Origin of the sequence: Plantactinospora sonchi (assembly GCF_036422035.1) — a bacterium.
Lineage (GTDB): Bacteria > Actinomycetota > Actinomycetes > Mycobacteriales > Micromonosporaceae > Plantactinospora > Plantactinospora sonchi.
Genome location: NZ_JAZGQK010000011.1, coordinates 161,058 through 180,190, shown reverse-complemented (window position 1 = coordinate 180,190; position 19,133 = coordinate 161,058). Strand labels below are relative to the sequence as shown.

The 19,133-nt window shown below is 72.5% G+C and carries 13 protein-coding genes; 8 read left to right on the top strand and 5 right to left on the bottom strand.

Translation table 11 applies throughout. From position 1 onward, the window contains the following. Positions 1-84 precede the first annotated feature (84 nt). The 5 genes from V1633_RS13970 to cydC all read left to right on the top strand — a co-directional run bounded on the left by V1633_RS13970 (position 85) and on the right by cydC (position 7,637). Positions 85-2,307, top strand: coding sequence for an amylo-alpha-1,6-glucosidase (locus V1633_RS13970; RefSeq protein WP_331214707.1), 2,223 nt, complete (start codon positions 85-87; stop codon positions 2,305-2,307). A gap of 88 nt (positions 2,308-2,395) precedes the next feature. Then, positions 2,396-2,797 (top strand): BlaI/MecI/CopY family transcriptional regulator, encoded by a 402-nt coding sequence (locus tag V1633_RS13965; RefSeq protein WP_331214706.1) that lies wholly within the window; start codon positions 2,396-2,398, stop codon positions 2,795-2,797. A gap of 5 nt (positions 2,798-2,802) precedes the next feature. Further along, complete coding sequence (locus V1633_RS13960) at positions 2,803-3,726, top strand: M56 family metallopeptidase (RefSeq protein ID WP_331214705.1); 924 nt, start codon at positions 2,803-2,805, stop codon at positions 3,724-3,726. 234 nt (positions 3,727-3,960) lie between these two features. Then, on the top strand, positions 3,961-5,727 hold the full coding sequence (gene cydD, locus V1633_RS13955) for a thiol reductant ABC exporter subunit CydD (RefSeq protein WP_331214704.1): 1,767 nt from the start codon (positions 3,961-3,963) through the stop codon (positions 5,725-5,727). Then, positions 5,724-7,637, top strand: coding sequence for a thiol reductant ABC exporter subunit CydC (cydC, locus tag V1633_RS13950; RefSeq protein WP_331214703.1), 1,914 nt, complete (start codon positions 5,724-5,726; stop codon positions 7,635-7,637). Before cydD ends, cydC begins: the two co-directional genes overlap by 4 nt. A gap of 108 nt (positions 7,638-7,745) precedes the next feature. On the opposite strand, the gene V1633_RS13945 is transcribed toward cydC, so the two are convergent. Further along, complete coding sequence (locus V1633_RS13945; RefSeq protein ID WP_331214702.1) at positions 7,746-8,087, bottom strand: PadR family transcriptional regulator; 342 nt, start codon at positions 8,085-8,087, stop codon at positions 7,746-7,748. A 155-nt stretch (positions 8,088-8,242) separates the two neighbouring features. Here V1633_RS13945 and V1633_RS13940 point away from each other — a divergent pair, with 155 nt between their 5' ends. The 3 genes from V1633_RS13940 (at position 8,243) to V1633_RS13930 (ending at position 13,350) form a co-directional block, all read left to right on the top strand. Then, positions 8,243-9,226 carry a DNA primase gene (locus tag V1633_RS13940; protein WP_331214701.1) on the top strand — a complete coding sequence of 328 codons (984 nt, stop codon included), beginning with the start codon at positions 8,243-8,245 and terminating at the stop codon, positions 9,224-9,226. A gap of 37 nt (positions 9,227-9,263) precedes the next feature. Then, complete coding sequence (locus V1633_RS13935) at positions 9,264-11,627, top strand: transposase (protein WP_331214700.1); 2,364 nt, start codon at positions 9,264-9,266, stop codon at positions 11,625-11,627. Positions 11,628-12,141: 514 nt separating this feature from the next. After that, complete coding sequence (locus V1633_RS13930; RefSeq protein ID WP_331214699.1) at positions 12,142-13,350, top strand: ABC transporter substrate-binding protein; 1,209 nt, start codon at positions 12,142-12,144, stop codon at positions 13,348-13,350. A gap of 486 nt (positions 13,351-13,836) precedes the next feature. Here the strand turns inward: V1633_RS13930 and V1633_RS13925 are convergent, their stop codons facing one another. The 4 genes from V1633_RS13925 to V1633_RS13910 all read right to left on the bottom strand — a co-directional run bounded on the left by V1633_RS13925 (position 13,837) and on the right by V1633_RS13910 (position 18,775). Next, positions 13,837-14,397, bottom strand: a complete 561-nt coding sequence (locus V1633_RS13925; protein ID WP_331214698.1) for a GTP-binding protein — start codon at positions 14,395-14,397, stop codon at positions 13,837-13,839. 27 nt (positions 14,398-14,424) lie between these two features. After that, positions 14,425-14,802 (bottom strand): DUF742 domain-containing protein, encoded by a 378-nt coding sequence (locus V1633_RS13920; protein WP_101371820.1) that lies wholly within the window; start codon positions 14,800-14,802, stop codon positions 14,425-14,427. A gap of 107 nt (positions 14,803-14,909) precedes the next feature. Beyond that, positions 14,910-15,314, bottom strand: coding sequence for a roadblock/LC7 domain-containing protein (locus tag V1633_RS13915; protein ID WP_331214697.1), 405 nt, complete (start codon positions 15,312-15,314; stop codon positions 14,910-14,912). Continuing rightward, entirely contained in the window at positions 15,311-18,775 is a 3,465-nt protein-coding gene (locus tag V1633_RS13910) for a sensor histidine kinase (protein ID WP_331214696.1), read from the bottom strand. The genes V1633_RS13915 and V1633_RS13910 overlap by 4 nt, the downstream gene beginning before the upstream one ends. Between the last annotated feature and the right edge of the window lie 358 nt (positions 18,776-19,133).

Sequence of the window (19,133 nt, the reverse complement as noted above, 5' to 3'; positions counted from 1 at the left end):
CCCGGGGAAGCTTCCCGTTATCGCCGACATGTCCGGCTGGTCCGCCTAGGCTCGACCACGGTCCCCGTGACATGTGGAGGCGCCATGACGGACACCGTGGGCCGACCCACTCCGGCGGACCCGACGCCGGGTGCCACCCCGCCCGACCAGACCCCGAGCCCGGTGGTCCGGAACCTGCCGCCTGACCTCGGACCGGACGCGATCGGGATCTTCGAGGGGCTGTCGTTCCTCATCTCCAACCGGGTCGGCGACGTGCCGCCCGGCTCGATCGGCGGTCTGGTGCACCACGACACCCGACTGCTGAACCGGTGGGAGCTGACCCTCAACGGCGCGCCGCTGCTCGTCCTGGCCTCCGGGTTGGTCGACGACTACTCGGCCAGCTTCTTCCTGGCCAACGCCGAACTGCCCGGACTTCCCGCGAACACCGTCGGCGTCCGACGGCACCGCTTCATCGCCGACAGCGTGCACGAACGCATCGTGCTGCAGTGCTTCGCCCGGAAGCCGGTCCCGGTACAACTCCGGCTCGCCGTCGGCACCGACTTCGCGGACCTCTTCGAGATCAAGGAGACCGTCCGGGACCGTTCCGCGCAGATCACCCGGGAACATTCCGGCGACGGCTCGGGCCTGACCTTCCGCTACCGCAACGGGCCGTACTCGGTCCGCACGGAGATCGGGGTCGACCTGCCGGCCACCCGGGTCGAGGGCGACGACCTGGTGTGGGATCTCGAACTGCGGCCGAACGAGCCCTGGAGATGCAACGTCACGGTGCCAATGGAGTTCTGGCCGGTCGACGTCATGCCGGTCCGGCGCCGGTTCGAGGAGGTGTTCCTCGGCGCGTCGCCGGAGGCCGAGCGGCAGGACCCCGCTGTCGCGGTACGCCGACGCCTCCCCCACCTGCTCGACGGCTCCGAACTGCTGCGCGACGTGTACGACCGGTCGGTGTCCGACCTGGTGGCCATGCGGGTCTACAAGGACCTGCGAGAGGAGCCGGAGTACCACCGGAAACTGCTCAAGATCGGGCGCGGTGACGATCCGCTGCTGGTCTGCTCCGCGGGACTGCCCTGGTTCCTCGCCTTCTTCGGGCGGGACATGCTGATCACCGCGTACCAGATGATCGCCTTCTGGCAGGACCTGGCGTACGGGGTGCTGGTGATGCTCGCCACGCACCAGGCGACCGAGTGGGACGACTTCCGGGACGCCGAACCGGGCAAGATCCTGCACGAGATCCGCCGGGGTGAACTGACCCAGCTCGGCCTGAAGCCGCACAGCCGGTACCACGGCACGGCCGACGCCACCCAGCTCTGGCTGATCCTGCTCTCCGAGTACTGGCGGTGGACCGGCGACGACCGGCTGGTCGTCGTCCTGCGCGAACACGTCGAGGCCGCGTTGCGCTGGATCGACGAGTACGGCGACCTGGACGGCGACGGCTACGTCGAGTACGCCACCCGCTCGCCCCAGGGACTCGGCAACCAGTGCTGGCGCGACTCGTGGAACGGGGTGCTGTTCTCCAACGGGATCGTGCCGTACCTGCCGATCGCCACCTGCGAACTCCAGGGCTACAGCTACGACGCCAAGCTGCGGGTCGCCGAGCTCGCCGACGGTCCGCTGAACGACCCGGCCCTCGCCGCGCGGCTGCGCGCACAGGCGGGCGAGCTGCGTGAGCGGTTCAACCGCGACTTCTGGATCGACGACCGGGGCGGCTACTACGCGGTCGGCCTGGACGGCGACAAGCAGCGGATCGACTCGCTCACCTCCAACATCGGTCACCTGCTGTGGAGCGGGATCGTGCCGCCGGACCGGGCCGAGGTCCTCGCCCGCCAGCTCATGTCCGACCAGCTCTTCTCCGGCTGGGGGGTACGCACCACGGCCAGCACCGACCCGGCCTTCAACCCGATCGGCTACCACATGGGCACGGTCTGGCCGCACGACAACTCGATCATCGCCGACGGGCTGGCCCGGTACGGCTTCCGGGAGGAGGCCAACCGGATCATCATGGCGATGTTGGAGGCCGCCAAGCACTCCAACTTCCGCCTGCCGGAGGCGTTCTCCGGGTACGACCGGTCACTCGGGCGTTCCCCGGTGCAGTACCCGACCGCCTGCAACCCGCAGGCGTGGGCCAGCGGTGCGCCGCTGTTGTTCCTCCGTACCCTGCTCGGGCTGCACCCCAGGGACGGACGGGTCGTGCTGGACCCGGTGGTGCCCGAGTCGCTCGGCCGGATCCTGCTCACCGGCAGCAACGCGTTCGGGAAACGCTGGGATCTCGAAGCCGTCGGCGGCCAGTCGGACATCCGGCTCAGCCAGCCGTGAACGGCCCCGGGGTGGGCCCCGCCGGTCGACGTCGAACGGGCGGAATGACCGGAACCGACGTACGACGATGGGTAGTAGACTTGCCGTCGTGACACGACTCGGTGATCTCGAACGTGCGGTGATGGACGTGCTCTGGGACCGGAGCACGGACGGCGGAGTCACCGTGCGCGAGGTGGCCGATGTGCTACGGGACCGCGAGTTGGCGTACACCACGGTGATGACCGTGCTGGACCGGCTCGCCGGCAAGGGCATGGTGGAGCGCGAGCGGGAGGGTCGGGCCTGGCGTTACCGGCCGGCCGCCAGCCGGGAGGCGCACATCGCCCGGCTGATGCTCGACGCGCTCGACCTGGCCGGCAGCCGGGACGCCGCGCTGGTCCGGTTCGCCCGATCGGTGTCCGGTACCGAGGCCGAGATCCTGCGGGCCGCGCTCGACGGGGAGGAGGCCGGCGGCACCCTCGACCGGCCGCCCGCTCCCGAGCGGCGGGGCTGACCCCGATGGCGTACGTCGCCCACTTCGCGATCACCGCCCTGGCGTGCTACCTGGCCGCACAGGCGCTCACCGGCGCCGGTCGGCTCGGCGCGGCGTGGACCTGGCACAGCCCCCGGGTCGCGATCATCTGCTGGCAGGCGGTCGGGCTGGCCCTCGGGCTCTCCGCGATCGGCCTGCCGCTCTCGGTCGGGCTGGCCCCGTACGGCGAGAGCACCGGCTCGGCCCTGCGCTCGCTCGGCGGTGACCTGCTCGGCGGCGGCCCGCTGCCGCCCGGACTGGGCGTGACGCAGCTCGCGCTGGTCGGCGTCGGGTTCGGGGTGGCCGCCGTGCTGCTCGGCTCGACGGCGCGCAGCATCTCCAGCACGTTGCGCGCCCAGCGCCGGCACCGGGACCTGCTCACCCTGGTGGCCCGGGACGATCCGGCCGCGCCCGGCGCGTTGGTCCTCGACCACCCGAGCGCCGCCGCCTACTGCCTCCCCGGGGTACGTCCGCAGGTGGTGGTCAGCGCCGGCACCCTGAGCCTGCTGGACCGGCCGCAGCTCGCCGCGGTGCTCAGCCATGAGCGGGCGCACGCCGACGAACGGCACGACCTGGTGCTGCTGCCGTTCACCGCGCTGTGCCGGGCCTTGCCCTGGGCCCGCTGGGTGCGTGCCGCGCACGAGACGGTCGGGCTGCTGGTCGAGATGCGGGCGGACGACAAGGCCCGGCTCCAGCACGCGGACGGGCCGCTCGCCGGCGCGCTGCTGCGGTTCGCCACCGCCGGGTCGCGGATCACCCCGGCCGGTGCCCTCGGGGTCGCCGACACGCATCTCGACGCCCGGGTACGCCGACTGCTGGTCGCGCCGCGACCGAACCGGCTACCCGGCGTGGCCGCGCTGGTGGTGGCGACGATCCTGGTCAGCCTGCCGATCTCACTGTTCCTGCGCTGAGCGGAGCCGCTACCCGCCCTCGGCGATCCCCACTGTGAGCTGGCCCTCCGGCACCTGTCGCCGAGTCTTGGTACTCTTTACTACGGGACGTAGTAAACGACACCGCCGCCGCCGAGCGGCGGTGGAGGTACTGAGCTGGCTGATCGTGCCGCTGCTGCCGGTACTGTTCGGCTTCCAACCGGTCTGCTGGCGGATCTTCCGCCGTCGACCCGACATCCGGACGGTGGTCCACTGGTGAGCCGTCGACCCTTCGACCCGCGCCTGCTGCACCGGGTACCCGGTGCCCGACCGCAGCTCGGCGTACTCGCCCTGCTCGGCGTCGCCGGCGCCGCGCTGGTCGTCGTACAGGCCGGCACCCTGGCCACCGTGCTGGCGGCGGCGGCCGGCGGGCGACTGGACCGGGTCGCCCTGGTCGGCTTCCTGGCGAGCGTGGCCGGCCGGGCCGCCCTGGCCTGGGCCCGTGGTGTGGTGGCGGCCCGGATCGCGGCGACGGTGAAGGCGACGCTCCGCGCCGAACTGCTCACCGCTGTGACGCGGCACGGCCCGGCCTGGCTCGCCGGACAGCGGGCCGGGCAGCTCGCCACGCTGGCCGGACGGGGACTCGACGCGCTCGACGCGTACTTCACCGGTTATCTGCCGCAACTGGTGCTGAGCGTGACGGTGCCGGTGGCGGTGCTCGCCCAGCTGACGTTCGCCGACTGGAGTTCCGCCCTGATCATCGCGGTGACGCTGCCGCTGGTCCCGGTCTTCGGCGCGCTGCTCGGTTGGCAGGCGCAGGCGGCGACCGAACGGCAGTGGCGGCGGCTGAGTCTGCTCGGCGGGCACTTCCTGGACATGGTGACCGGGCTGCCGACGCTGCGCGTCTTCGGCCGGGCCCGGGCCCAGGTGGCGATGGTCCGCCGGATGGCCGACCAGCACCGGGTCGCGACCATGCGGACGTTGCGGGTGGCCTTCCTCTCCGCGCTGGTCCTCGAACTCGTCGCCACCCTCTCGGTGGCGCTGGTCGCGGTACCGATCGGCCTGCGACTGCTCGACGGCGGGCTCCCGCTGCGGACCGCGCTGCTGGTGCTGCTGCTCGCCCCCGAGGCGTTCCTGCCGCTGCGTGCCGCCGGCAGCCAGTTCCACGCCAGCCAGGAAGGGCTGACCGCGCTGGACGAGGCGCTGACCCTGCTGAACCCGGCCCCGGCCGGATCGCCGGAAGCCGGTGGCGGGCCGGGCCCGACCGGAGTGCCGGCGCCGAGTGCCGGACCGACGACGAGCCGGGTGCCGGGGACGAGCGGGGTGATCCGGTTCGAGGGGGTCACCGTCGAATACGAGCGGACCACCGCGCTACGGGACGTCTCGCTGACCATCCGGCCCGGCGAGCGGATCGCGATCGTCGGGCCGAGCGGCGCCGGCAAGAGCACCCTGCTCCACCTGCTGCTCGGCTTCGTCGCCCCGACCAGCGGACGGATCACCGTCGACGACGTCGACCTCGCCACGCTCGACCTCGACGAGTGGCGTCGCCGACTGGCCTGGGTCCCCCAGCGGGCGCACCTGTTCGCCGCCTCGCTGGCCGACAACATCCGGCTCGGCGCCCCGGAGGCCAGCACCGAATCGGTCCGGGCGGCGGTCCGGGCGGCCGCCCTCGACGAGGTGGTGGCGCTGCTGCCGGAAGGTCTGCGGACCCGACTCGGGGAGCGTGGACACGGGCTCTCCAGCGGACAACGGCAGCGGGTCGCGCTGGCCCGGGCCTTCCTGCGGGACGCGCCGATCGTCCTGCTCGACGAACCGACCGCACGGCTCGACAGCGGCTCGGAGGCAGCCGTACTCGCGGCGACCCGTCGACTCGTCGTCGGGCGTACCGCGCTGCTCGTCGCGCACCGGCCGACGTTGCTGGCCGGCGCGGACCGCGTACTGCGGGTGGAGAACGGTCGGGTCGTCGAGGAGCCGACGACGACCACGGCGACCACCGTCCCGGAGACGACGACCGGGCTGGTCCCGGAAGGCAGGCTGGCATGACACCGCGGACCGGAGCGAGAACGTCGGTTCCGGCCGGGACGACACCCCGGGCCGGCGGGACGTCGGTCGGCGGGACGGCCATCCACGGGGTACCGGGTCCGGCCGGGACGATCCTGCGGTCCGAACGCGTGGTCTGGCACCTCAGCCGGCCGTACCTGGGTCGGCTGGTCGGTGCGGGCCTGCTCGCCGCCGGCACCGAACTCGCCGGGCTCGTCCTGATGGCGACCGCGACCTGGCTGCTGATCAGCGCGGCCGGCCGACCGCCGCTCGACACCCTCACCGTCGCGATCGTCGCGGTCCGGGCCCTGGCCATCGGACGTGGTGTGCTCCGCTACACCGAACGGCTCGCCGGCCACGACGCCGCGCTGCGGGTGGTCACCGAGGTCCGGACCCGGGTCTTCGCCACCCTGGCCTCGGCCGGGCGCCCCACCGCCGGGCAGCGTTCCGGCGACCTGCTCAGCCGGCTCGTCTCGGACGTGGAGGCGGTCCAGGACCTGCTGCTCCGGGTCCTGGTCCCGGCGGCCGCGGCCACCGTCGTGGGGCTGCTCGCCGTCGGCGGCACGGCCCTCGTCTCCGTCCCGGCCGCGCTGGCGCTCGCCGGCGGTCTGCTGCTCGCCGGCCTGGCCCTGCCCGTCCTGGCGGCGGTCCTCACCCGGCGTACGTCGGCCCTGGTCGCCCCCTTGCGGGGCACGCTCGCCGTGGACGCGGTGGATCTCACGCACGGCGCCGCCGAACTGGCCGCCTTCGGCGCGACCCGGACCGCACTGGACGGGGCGGCGACCCGGGCCCGGGAACTGGCCCGACTGGAGCGCCGGACGGCGGCCGCCAGCTGGGCCGTCGACGGCCTCGGGGTACTGCTGTCCGGGGCGACAAGTGCCGCGGTGGTCCTGGTGGCACTCCGGACGGAGGTGGACGGGGTACTGGTCGGCGTCCTCGCGGTCGGCACCCTCGCCGCGGTCGAGGCGGCACTGGCGCTGGTCGGCGCCGCCCGACAGTGGACCCAACTGCGTCCCGGCCTGGACCGGGTGGCCGAACTGCTCGCCGACCCCGAGGGCCTGGCCACGACCGACGCCACCGTGGACCCGACCGGTGCCACCGCCGAAGCCGCCGACGCCGCCACCGACCGGAGCGGTCCGGGTAACGGGCGGGTCGGCAGCCGGATCACGCAGGTGACCGTCCGGTACCGACCGGACGCACCCCCAGCCCTCGACCAGGTGAGCCTGGAGCTGCCGCCGGGACGCCGGATCGCCGTTGTCGGCCCGAGCGGGGCGGGCAAGAGCACACTGCTCGCGGTACTGACCGGGGCGGTACGACCGGAGGCCGGCCGGGTGACGGTCGGCGGTCTCGACCTGGCGTCCTTCTCCGGCGAGGAGCTGACCCGATCGGTCAGCGGCCTGCTCGCCGAGGCGCACGTCTTCCACACCACGGTACGGGAGAACCTGCTGCTCGGCCGGAGCCGGGCGACCGAGGACGAGTTGACCGCCGCCGCCGAGGCGGCCGGCCTGCTGGACTGGGTACGCCAACAGCCGGCCGGCTGGGAGACCGTGGTGGGCGAGGACGGCGGTCAACTCTCCGGTGGCCAACGGCAGCGACTCGCGCTGGCCCGGGCCCTGCTCGCGGCGCCGACCGACGTACTGCTGCTCGACGAGCCGACCGAGGGTCTGGACCCGCACGCCGCCGACCGGGTACTCACCTCCGCCACCGCGTACGCCGGCCCGACCCGTACGGTGCTGCTGGTCACGCACCGGCTCTCCGAACTGGAGGCTTACGACGAGATCGTCGTACTCGACTCGGGTCGGATCGTGCAGCGCGGCAACCACTCCGAACTGGTCGACCAGCCCGGCTGGTACCGGGACCAGTGGAAACGCCAGCGCGGCGCGGAACTCGCCTATCCGGCACCGCGCGGCTGAGCGGGGCGACCGGTCAGGTCCGCTCAGCCGCGCCGAGCCCGCCGACTCTCCGACCGGTGGCGTCCGCGACGGTGTCAGGCCGGCGCGGACGGGGGCTCGGCAACGGTGTCAGGCCGGCGCGGACGGGGGCTCGGCGACGTCCAGGAACCGGCTCACCGTCGAGCTGAACTCCCGCCAACTGCTCCGCTGACCGGCCAGGGCGCGGTGCCCGGCGTCGGTCAACTCGTAGGTACGGCGTTCCCGGCCGTTGACCACGCTCCAGGCACTGCTGACGTAGCCGGCGCGCTCCAGCCGGCGCAGTGCCGGATAAATTGTTCCGGTCGGCAGATCGAGCACACCGCCGCTGCGGGCGCGGAGCGCCTCGATGATCGCGTAGCCGTGTTGCGCCCCCCGTTCGAGCACCGCGAGCAGCAGCGCGTCGAGGTGACCGTGCAGCGACTGTGCGTTCATAGGTAGCAAGCCTACTAATGGGTACGGCGAGAACCAACGGGGTGCCGGCATCCGCGTCCGTCAGCGGCCTACTAGGGTGTGTGCGCAGAGTCACCGATCCGCCGGCAACCGGGCCGGGTCGGGGGTGCCCATACCGAGCGCACACGGAGGTCAGAGTGGCCCGCCAGTCGTCCCACCGGCCCGATACCGACGAGCCTGGCAACGAGCCCGTCGAGGGTGACAGCCCCACCGACTCGGAACAGGACGAGGCCGGCTCCACGGAGACCACCGCCGAGGCTGACCGGAGCGAGACCCCTTCCGAGCCGGCGGACCGGTCGTTGTGGGAAGAGGTCCGGATCGACCCGGTCGAGATCGCCCTGCCCGCCGGTTCCGGTTTCACGCTGCGGGCCTACCGCCCCTCGACCGCGCTGACCCCGACGGACATCTCCGAGCGGGAGCAGGACGACCTCTTCGCCGGCCGCTCCCGGGTGGTGGAGGACGACGAGGAGGACGAGACCGTCGTCATCCTCGACGAGGAGCTCGCCGAGCAGTTCGCCGAGGCCGACGAGGAGGACGGCGGCAAGGACCCGAAGGCCGGGGCGGGTCGCCAGGGCGAGAAGGACAGCGCCGACGACGACTCCGCCGACGAGACGGAGGACGAGGAGGAGGAGGGCGAAGAGGTGCCCGCCTTCCTCACCCACCGCGGCAAACTGCTGCTCTTCAAGAGCCCCGAGGGGCTCGTCACCTTCATCCGGTCCGGCGCCCCGCACGACCTCTCCCAGCTCGACACCTGGGACCAGCTCGTCGAGCGGGTCGAGCCGGCGGACATCGCCCCGCTCGACGAGGACTCCTACGAACTCGACCTCGTGGTGGAGAATCTGCGTGGCGGCCACGACGTGTGGGACGCCACGCTACTGATCGAGGCTGGCGAGGTCTCCCGGGACCTGGCGTACGCTCTACGTCTGCCGGCCGTACTGGACATGCTCTCGCCAGGCTCCAGCCTGGACGACCTCGACGAGGCGCTCCGGGCGACCGTCAGCGGCGGCCTGGGCGGCTTCCGGGGTCGGCGGCGGCTCAAGAAAATCGGGGCACAAACCGCAAGTCTCGGGTGGCGCACGATTATCGGCAAGATCTCTGCCGCTGTGGACTGGCGCGACTGACCCCTAACCAGGGAGCATCAGTCTTTGGCACACCCCTGTGTCTCGGGAGGAGGACGACGCCGTGGCGCTCGTGCGGGTGTACTGCGGTCTGGCCTCTGCGGATCCAGCGGGCGGGCCGGCTCCGGCCGGCGCGACGCTGACCTCCGCGGTGGTTGACGACGCAGGCAGGCTGCTCCATGTCTGCGAGATCACCGACGACCCCGCCGGTTACGCCCGGCTGGTCGCGGTGCTCGTGGAACGGGGCAGCGGACCGAGCGGCGCCGCCGTCGCGACCGACAGCGACGACCACGCGGTCACCTCGTTGCTGAACGCGGCGGGTCGTCCGCTGGCCATCGCGGACGACGACCTGGTCGACGACTTCGCCGAACGATTCGCCGACGACGAGTCGCCGGAGGAACGCGAGTCCGCGCCGGCCGAACGCCGGGCCGTCGGGCTCGCCCGGGCGCTGCAGGCCGGAGCGCTCTCGGCGACCACCCTGCCGCCGTCCCGGGACCTGTCCACCTTCACCCCGGTTCTCGCCGCCCACGCGGCCCTCACGAACGGCCGGCACGCCGCCGCGGTGGCACTGCGCGAGGTGCTCCGCGAGCTCTACCCGGCCGCGTTGCGGGCCTACCCGGATCCGGCCGAGCCGGTCTCACTGGCGGTGCTGGACGCACTTCCCGAGCCGGGCATGCTGAACGGCACCCGTGGCCGGGACGCGGCGACGACGGCCGACGCCATCGCCGCCCACCTCGCCGCGGACGGCGTCGCCGGAGCCGACACCCTCACCGAGGCCGTCACCGCGCTGCGCGTCGCCATCTCGGAGACGCCCCGGCGCGGTCCCGCCACCAACAACAAGGCGTTCACCGCCGCCTCCGCCGAGACCGTACGACAGGCCGTCGCGGCCGTACGCGCCTGCGACGCCGGCTGCGACGCCCTTGTCGCCACGTTGGCCGCCCGGGTCAGTTCCCCGCCCGACAGCGCCCGCCGGGCAGGGCGCCGGGCCGTCCAACCCGCCGCGCCGGCGCCCACCCCCGCGATGCACTCCGGGCCGACGCCCGACCGCGAGCCGGCACCCGGGCTGGGCCGTCGGAGCCGACACCAACCGATAGCGGCGAACGGGTCACCCGTCACCCCCCAGCCGCTGGGGCCGCCGCCGGTCGCGCCCTCGCCGGTCGCACCGCCACCGGTCGCCCCGTCGCCGGTCACTCCCGCTTCCGCGCCGCCGATGGCACCGGCCGCGTCGCTCTCCAGTCCCGCGCCGGTCTCCGGCCCGCCCCGGGGGGAGCCCCGCACCGCGCCGCCGTCGTCCGCACCGCCCGCCTGGCAGGGCGACACCGGGGCCAACCGACCGGTCTCCGCCCCGCCACCGCCGCCGCCGGGAATCACCCCGATCCCGCCCTCCCAGCGTGGTTCGATTCCGCCGGCCGAGGCCGGCGAGCCGTTCCGGGCCACGCTCACCACCGCGGCGATCAACAGCGCCCGGAACGAGCGTCAGCGGCCGACCGTGGTTCCGCCCCGGCCGAAGACAAACGGCGAACCCCGACCGGGCACCATCTCGGCGGCCGGGCTCACCGTCTCCGTCCCCGCCGCCCGGCCGGAGCCGGCCCCGGCACCCGGCTCACGGGCGAACTGGCCGCTGGTCAACTCGGGCGACGAGCACGACGACCTCGCTGCCGGCCCGGCCACGGGCTACCCGGCGTACGCCGGTGACCAGGCGGCCGATCGGGACGTACCCGGAAACCTGCCCACCAGCTCGGCGCCCGCCGACGGCCGGGTGACCCCGCCCTGGCAGGCGGACGACCTGCCGCCGGAACCGCCCGCGCTGCGTCTGGTCGAGCCGTCGCTGGCCGAGCGGACCCGGCACAACGGCCTGTCCACCGGCAACCTGCCGTTGCGGCGGCCGGAGGAGGAGCAGGTCCGGACCGAGCAGACGCCCCCGCCCGCCGCCCGCCGCAACGTGGAAGCCGGCCCGCCTCCGGTCTCCGAGGAGGGCGACGGCGACCTGCTGATCTTCGCCGCCGCGCGGTCGGCGTGGTTCACCGGCCACCCCGAGGACGACGAGGTCGAGTGGGCGTCCACGGCGGACAGCGGCTGGCGGGCGGCCGAGCAGGCGGCCAAGCCCTCGGTAGGTGCCTCGACCGGTGCCGGACTGCCCAAGCGGGTCCCCCAGGCCAACCTGGTGCCCGGCTCGCCGCTGCGCGACGAGCGGCCGCTGCGGATCGTCCGCGACGCCGCCCGGATCGCCGAGCACACGACCGGCTACTTCCGGGGTTGGCGGCGGGGCCAGGAGATCGGCGGCTACGCGGTCGGTGGCCGACCGGGCCGTGAGGCGGCCGGCGGCTGGGACTTCAGCCGGGACCACGAGGACCGCGCGGAGACCCCGGACTACGAGTACCGCTCGGCGGGCTACCGCTCCTGATCCCACGCCCGGTGTCCGGGCAGACATCGGACGGGCCGGTGCCGACGACGATCGTCGGTGCCGGCCCGTTTCGTGTCCGTCCGCTCCCCGTCGTGTCAGCCCGTTCTGGGTCCGCCCGTTCGGAGCCGGTGCCGGCCGTGTCGGGTCCGCGCGTTCGGGGTCGGGGTCAGCCCGTTCTGCGTCCGCCCGTTCGGAGTCGGTGCCGGCCGTGTCGGGTCCGCCCGTTTCCCGTCGGTGCCGGCCGTTTCGCGTTGCCGGCGGCCGGCGGAACTCCGGGAACGACTGCCGTCCCACGAGCGCCGGCTCGGCGGTGGGGTCGGGATCCACCGGTCGGACGAGCGGCGGTACCGGTCCGGCCAACACCGTTCAACTGACTGGCCAGTCAGCCCGATAGCCGCCCCGACCTGGTGTTTCTCGCCACACTGCGAGAAGTTGACGACGCGCCGCAGCGGTCGGGACCATACCGGCGGAACCACCGGCGACACCGGTGACCAGGCATGAAGGGCGGCAGCGGATGGCTGGACGGGCAGTCGGGGGTTGGACGCTCAGCCGACGTGGTCTGCTGGCCACGGCAGCCACCAGCCTGCTCGCCGCGTGCGGTCGTGACGAGGGGACAGGAATCCGACGCCCGGAGAATCCGGAGCTGGTGATCGGGGTCAACCTCGAACTCACCGGCGTGGGACGGTTCATGGGCCTGCTCCAGGAACGTTCGCTGCGGATCATGGCCGACACGCTCAACGAGACGCAGGTGCCGGTCGGCAACCTGCGCCGCACCATCCGGCTGGTCATCCGGGACAACAAGAGCGACCCCCGGGTCGCCGCCGACCAGACCGACGAACTGGCCACCCGCGAGAACGCGCACGCCATCGTCGGCGGCTGCCTCGCCGAAACCTCGCTGCGCATCATCCCGGCCGCCCAGCAGCAACAGGTGCCGTTCATCTCCTTCGCCGCAGCGGACAACCTCACCACGCCGCTCTCCGAACGGACGTACATCTACAAGCTCGCCCCGGACGCCCGCGACATGGCCCGGGCGTTGGCCGGGCTGATTCGCTCGCAGGGGCTCGAACGTGTCGGACTGCTAGCCGCGGCAGGGGCGCACGGCGATTCGGGCGTACGGGCCGTCACAGCGGCGCTCGAAAGCACCGACCGCACCCTGGTCGCCACCGCCCGTCTGCCGCGTACCGAGGGCGCCGACTGCGGCCCGGCGGCCGGGCGGGTGGTCGCGGAGTTCCCGGAAGCGGTCATCATCTGGGGAACCTCGCCGTTCTCCGCCGCGGCGGCCCGGGCGCTCCGGGAGACCGGCTACACCGGGGGAATCTTCTTCGATGCCGGTGCGGTCACCGAGGACACCCTCTCCGACCAGAACTCCGAGGCCGTCGAGGGCTCGTACGCCGTACACCCCATCTCGTTGAGCGGGTCGTCGCTGACCAACACCACCACGGCCGGGTTGGCCCGTCGGGACTTCGTCTACCGGTACCTCCACGAGCACGGCTCGTTCAGCGGATTCGCCCCGTACGGCGCGGACGCGGTACGACTGATCGCCGACGCGGCCCGGCTCGGCAAGAGCGTCGACCGGGGCCGGATCCGGGCCTATCTGGCCACCCAGGTTGTCGAGGGCATCGCGGGTGCGTACTCGTTCTCGCCGATCCGCCACGGCGGTATGGCAGCGGACTTCCTCGGCGTATTCACCGTCTCCAGTGGCGCCTGGAGCCGGGTTTCCTGAGCACAGGGCACACCGGACAGCGCGGGAGCGGCCGGAAGTTCCGCGGCTTCAGGAGACGACGGCGCCGAGCGGCGGCGCGGACCTGGACCGTCCGAACGGGATCCGGCGAGCGGACAGGGCGCCGGATCACCGACTCACGGGACCGTCCGAACGGGAACACCGGTGGGAGACGACGGCGCCGAGCGGCGGCGCGGACCTGGACCGTCCGAACGGGATCCGGTGAACGGACGTCGGCGCGGAGGTCCGAGGGCGGTCGGGATGCGGCGAGCGCCCGGGCAGCGTGAGGCCCGGAATGTCGACGGCCGGCGCGACGGGCACACCGGACCGAGGCGGTCACCCAGAGGAGTGCCGAGGCGACAGCGACCGGTGGAGCGGACCAGCGGCCACCGGCGTGGCCGGGACAGCCGGTACCGGACAGCCGGGGCACGACGGATAGCGCCGGCCACGGACGTGGGTCCCGGCGCGACGGTGAAGCGACCGCCTCGATCAGGCTGGCGCGACGGCGCGCGAGCGACGCATCGTCAGCACGTACTCGACCAGCGAGATGAGGACGTGCTTGGTCGACTCCCGGTTCCGGGCGTCGCAGGCGACAACCGGTACGTCGTTGGAGATGGCCAGCGCGTCCCGCACATCCTGCGGGTCGTGGTACTGCATACCGTCGAAGCAGTTGATCGCCACGAGGTACGGCAGCCGACGGTGCTCGAAGAAGTCGATCGCCGCGAAGCAGTCGGCCAGTCGACGGGTGTCCACCAGCACGACCGCACCGATCGCCCCTCGCACCAGTTCGTCCCACATGAACCAGAACCGCGTCTGGCCAGGGGTACCGAACAGGTAGAGGATCAGATCCCGGTCGATCGAGATTCGACCGAAGTCCATGGCGACCGTGGTGGTCGTCTTTCCCGGCACCTGCCGCGTGTCATCGACGCCCACGCCGGCGGACGTCATGATCGCCTCGGTGGTCAACGGCGTGATTTCCGAGACCGAGCCGACCAGTGTCGTCTTGCCGACGCCAAAGCCACCGGCGATGACGATCTTCGCCGATGTCACGCGCCGGGGGTTGGGCGGTGCGACATGTCAGAGCCTGCGAAGTCCACTCAGCACCCTCTCCAGCAGTTCAGTGCCCACCGCATCGTTTGAGTCGTCCAGAATCGTCGGTTCGTGCACCGCCACCAGGCCGTCTGCGGCCATGTCGGCGATCAGGACCCGAGCCACTCCGAGCGGTAACTGCATCCGCGCCGCGATCTCCGCGAGCGACTGCAGTCGACCATCACACAGCGCGGCGATGTATTGGTGCTCCCGGCCCTGGCCACCATTGCCGTTTCCGGCGGACCGACCGCGCACCGTCGTCTCGACGAGCGCCTCCAGTGCGATATCGAGTCTCGGCCGGGTCCGACCGCGGGTGACGGCGTATGGCCGCACCAGCGCGCCGGTCGGCTCGTCGCGTTCGGCCATCATCGCCGTTCACCCCCTTCTCGCCGTAGCAGAGACTCACACCGTGGAGTTCGTCGTCGTTCCATTGTCGTCGCACCGGCTGGCAGCGCTCACCAGCCGTGTACCGCCTAGCTCAGCATCCCCGCCGCGGCCCGGGGCGGCGGCGTCAACGCGTCACCAACCCGGTCGACGAGCAATGCCATTTCGTATCCGACCTGCCCGACGTCACAGCTCCGGGCGGCAAGCACCGCGAAGGACGACCCGTCCGAGATGGACATCAGGAACAGGAAACCATTGTCCATCTCGACGACCGTCTGCAACACCGCCCCACCCTCAAAGCAGCGTGCCGCTCCCTGGGTGAGACTGACCAGGCCGGACGCGATCGCGGCGAGTTGATCCGCCCGGTCGCGCGGCAGGTCCCGTGACGCCGCCAGGAGCAGACCGTCCGCGGAGACGGCGATCGCGTGGGCGACGCCGGGCACACGATCGGCGAAGTTGGCCAGAAGCCAACCGAGATCCTGCGTAGATGTCATCCTTCATGCTCCTTCTGGCCGCTTGCGTTCGCGGGGCCCAGATCGACCTGCCCGATCGACTGGTCGTCCGTCGGGTGCGTGCGGCCACGCTGCACCCCACGGTGGTACGCGGACAGCAGTCCACGCACCGCCTCCGGCGTACGACGTTGCACCGAGGTGGTCGGCTTCTCCACGGCTCCGGGAACCAGCTGGGCCATCGGCACCCGCTTGGGCAGACCGGTCGACGTGGTAGGGGCGTCGGGCGCCTTGGCCGCCGAAGTGGCCGCCATCGCTGCCCGCCAACCGTCGTCGGCCGCCGTCTGCCAGCCGCCACCGAGTGCCTCGCCCGGCCGGCCCGCACCATTGCTGTGGCCGGCGGTGGAACCGCCGCCGTTGGGACGCTGTCCCAGCGGCGCCGAGACGTTCACCATCGCTGCGTTATCTGTCGGTGCGCTCGACGTCCGCTCCGCGTCACGACCGGCACCTTCCGCCGTGGCGACCTGGCTGGCCGACGGGGTGGAAGCGGCACCGCTCTGCGAAGCGCTGGCCTCCTCGGGGGTCCGGCGGGTACGGAACCAGGCCGACTCCAGCTCGCGGAAGATCGGCAGTTCCATGGTCTCGTCCGCGAACTTCGGTCGAGCGTCCACAGTAGCCGGTGGTTCGGCCGAGGGCCGGGCCATCCGTGGCAGTTCCGCCGTCATGTCCAGCGCGGCAGCCAACCGTTCCGGTACGGGCGGCGCGGCGGTCTCCCGCTCGGGCGCGTTGACCGGGGGCCATGCCGGCGGCGCACCGGCGCCGGGCGCCTGGGTGGGCTGCGGCAGCGGTGGCGGTGGCGGGGCGGCGAGCGGGGCCGGCGGGGCGGCGAACGGCGACACCGGCGGGGTCGCCAGCGGTGGTACCGGGGTTGCCGGTGGAGTCGGCGTCGCCTGCACGGGCGGGGCGGAGACCGGCGGAACCGGCGGAGCCGTCAGCGGCGCCTGCGCGGCGCTCGCCGCGGCCTCCTGGGTGTTCTGGCGCTGTCGAGGAATGGTGAACCCGGACATCGTCGTGGTGTCGGTGGCCGGACCGCCCTCCGCACCCTGCTCCGTGGCTCGGCGCTGGGGCAGCGGTTCCACCTCACGCCCGTCGGGGACCCGCGGCGTGAAGGGGTCACCCCCGTTCAGGCCCGCTCGTGCACCGGTGAGGTCAGACCAGGCCGGCATGCTCCGCACCGAGTTCGGCGGGGTACCGGAGCGCCCACCGCCGTTCGTGGCCGGCTCGTAAGGCCGGACCGCCGGAGCGGTGTCCTGATCGGCCGGACGGGAGAACGGTGTCTCGGCAGGGCGGGGGAACGGTGTCTCGGCCGGCCGGGGGAACGACGTGTCGGCCGGGCGGGGGAACGCCGCCTCGGGGCCGCTCTCCAGCGCGAGCGGAGCGCCGAACGCGGGGCGTTGCGACGGCTGGTGCGGTGCCGGTGCGGCGGTCGGCAGGGCACCCGGCTGACCGGCCCGGCCGGCGAGCGCCCGGGGGATCAGCATCGCCGAGGGCAGCGTGACGTCCGCGACAGTCCCACGGTCGTTGCCGGCCCGCAGTTCGACCTGGACACCGTGCCGGGACGCCAGTCGCGCCACCACGACCAGACCCATCATCCGGGAGACGGTCACGTCCACCGCGGGTGGCTTGGCCAGCCGGTCGTTGAGGTCCTGCAACTGCTCCGCGGTGATGCCGATGCCACGGTCCTCGACGTACAGGGTCGCGCGGTCGCCCACCCGACGGGCTTCGACCAGCACCTGCGAGTCCGGCGGCGAGAACGCGGTGGCGTTGTCGAACAGCTCCGCCACCAGGTGTACGAGGTCGTTGACCGCCTGCGCCTGGACCTCGATGTCCCGGTCGACCATCCCGAACTCGATCCGGGTGTAGTGCTCGACCTCGGACTGCGCGGCGCGGAGCACGTCGATCAGGGCCGCCGGCTCGCGCTGTACCCGGGTCGAGTCGGCGCCGGCGAGAACGAGCAGGTTTTCGTCGTTGCGCCGCATCCGGGTGGCCAGGTGGTCGAGCTGGAAGAGTTCGGCCAGCCGGTCCGGGTCCTCCTCGCCGCGCTCCAGCCGGTCGAGGTGCCCGATCAGCCGGTCGACCAGGATCTGGGACCGACGGGCGAGGTTGACGAACATCGTCGAGACGGAGGCACGCAGTGCGGCCTGCTCGGCGGCGGTGCGGACCGCCTCCAGGTGGACCGCGTTGAACGCCTCGGTGACCTGGCCGAACTCGTCCTTGCTCCGGACCGGCAGCGGCTCGGCGATCTGGTTGGCCACCTGGACCGGGGACATCTGTGCGGTCAGCTGCGGGTCACGCAGTCGGGACACCGCGTGCGGCAGGCCGTGCTCGGCGACAGCCAGCGCGCCCTGCCGGAGTTCCCGGAGCGACCGGGCCATCGAGCGGGCCACCAGGTACGCGAAGAGGATGGCGATCAGCAGCATGCTGAGCAGCAGGCCGGTCTCCACGAACACCTGCTGCCGGACCTCGTCGCGCAGCACACCGGCCCGCTTGAGCACGTCGCCGTCGAGCCTCGCCTCGACCTCACGGATCAGCTGGGCGTTGCCGACCATCGCGGCGTCCCAGTCGTCCGCGTCGAACGGGGCGTCCGACATGCTCTCGTTGGTCTTGCCCCGGATCCAGCCGCTGTAGGTGTCGGCCTCGCGCTGGTCGGCGCCGGCGACCATCTGCTCGTAGAACTCGGCCTCGTCCCGGCTGGCGACCGCCTCGAAGCTCTGCAGTGCCTGCTGCTGACCGGTCTCGGTGGCGATGTAGTCGGTCCGCAGCACCGGGGTCAGTCTGTTGTCGATCAGCGCGCGGTGCACGACGATTCGACGCATCGACAGGTATTCCTTGGCCCGCGAGGTCGCGGCGGCGGCCCGCATCCGGTCGCCCAGGTTCGTGTCACCGGCGAGCTGCGACGCGAGGTCCCGCAGGTCGAGCAGCTCGTTGATCAGCCCCTCGTACGACTGCGCGGCGTCGGTCAGTTTGAGCTTCTCGTTGACGACCTGGCTACGGGTGCCGGGCAGGTCGATCAGCCCCTGGTCGATCCGGCCCAGCAGGGCGTCGAAGTTGGCCGGCACGTCGTCCAGCTCGGCCCGACGCTCCGAGTACGGCCCCTTGGCACCGTCGACCCGCTTGTGCACGTCGTTGTAGGCCTGGAGGTACTTCTGCCGGGGCGTCTCCGCCCGTGAGCCGAGCAGCAGGACCGCGCCCGCCCGCTCGTCCTGTAGGTCGTGCACGAGTTCGCCGGAGACCTGGGAGAGCGCGGCCAGCGTGTCGGCGCGATTGGCGTCCTCGAGCCGCTCCAGGTGGTCGACGATTCCCGTCGTACCGACCACCACGACCGCGATGGTCGGCGCGATCATGATCAGCCCGAGTTTCGACCAGATCGGCATGTCGCGAAGCCGACCGATCGGCGAGCGGAGACGCGACAGGACCGTTCCTGGTCTCTTGGGCCGCTTGCTCACGTCACCGCCTTCCCATCCAGCACCCTGTCATGGATCGAGGGCACCGCTGAACAACCGACCCGGCCGGGTCGGACCTCCGAGATTCCATCACGCCACAACTCAAAGAGAAAGCCCAGGTTGTCACCAACCGGGAGCGCACCGAAATGTCCCCGCGCTTTGACAGCGGTCCGTCTTTTAGGTGTCACCCAGCGTAGTCACATGCCTTGTTCGCGTACGTCCCCGTGGTTACCGCGGTGCAGACCGGAAATCGTTGTCCATTTCCAGACCCGAGGTCCCGCCCCGCAACGCATCGAACGTTACCGGAACCGCTGACACCCTACGCCCTCGCGTCCGTCGTGTGTGCCGGGCCCGACTGGTG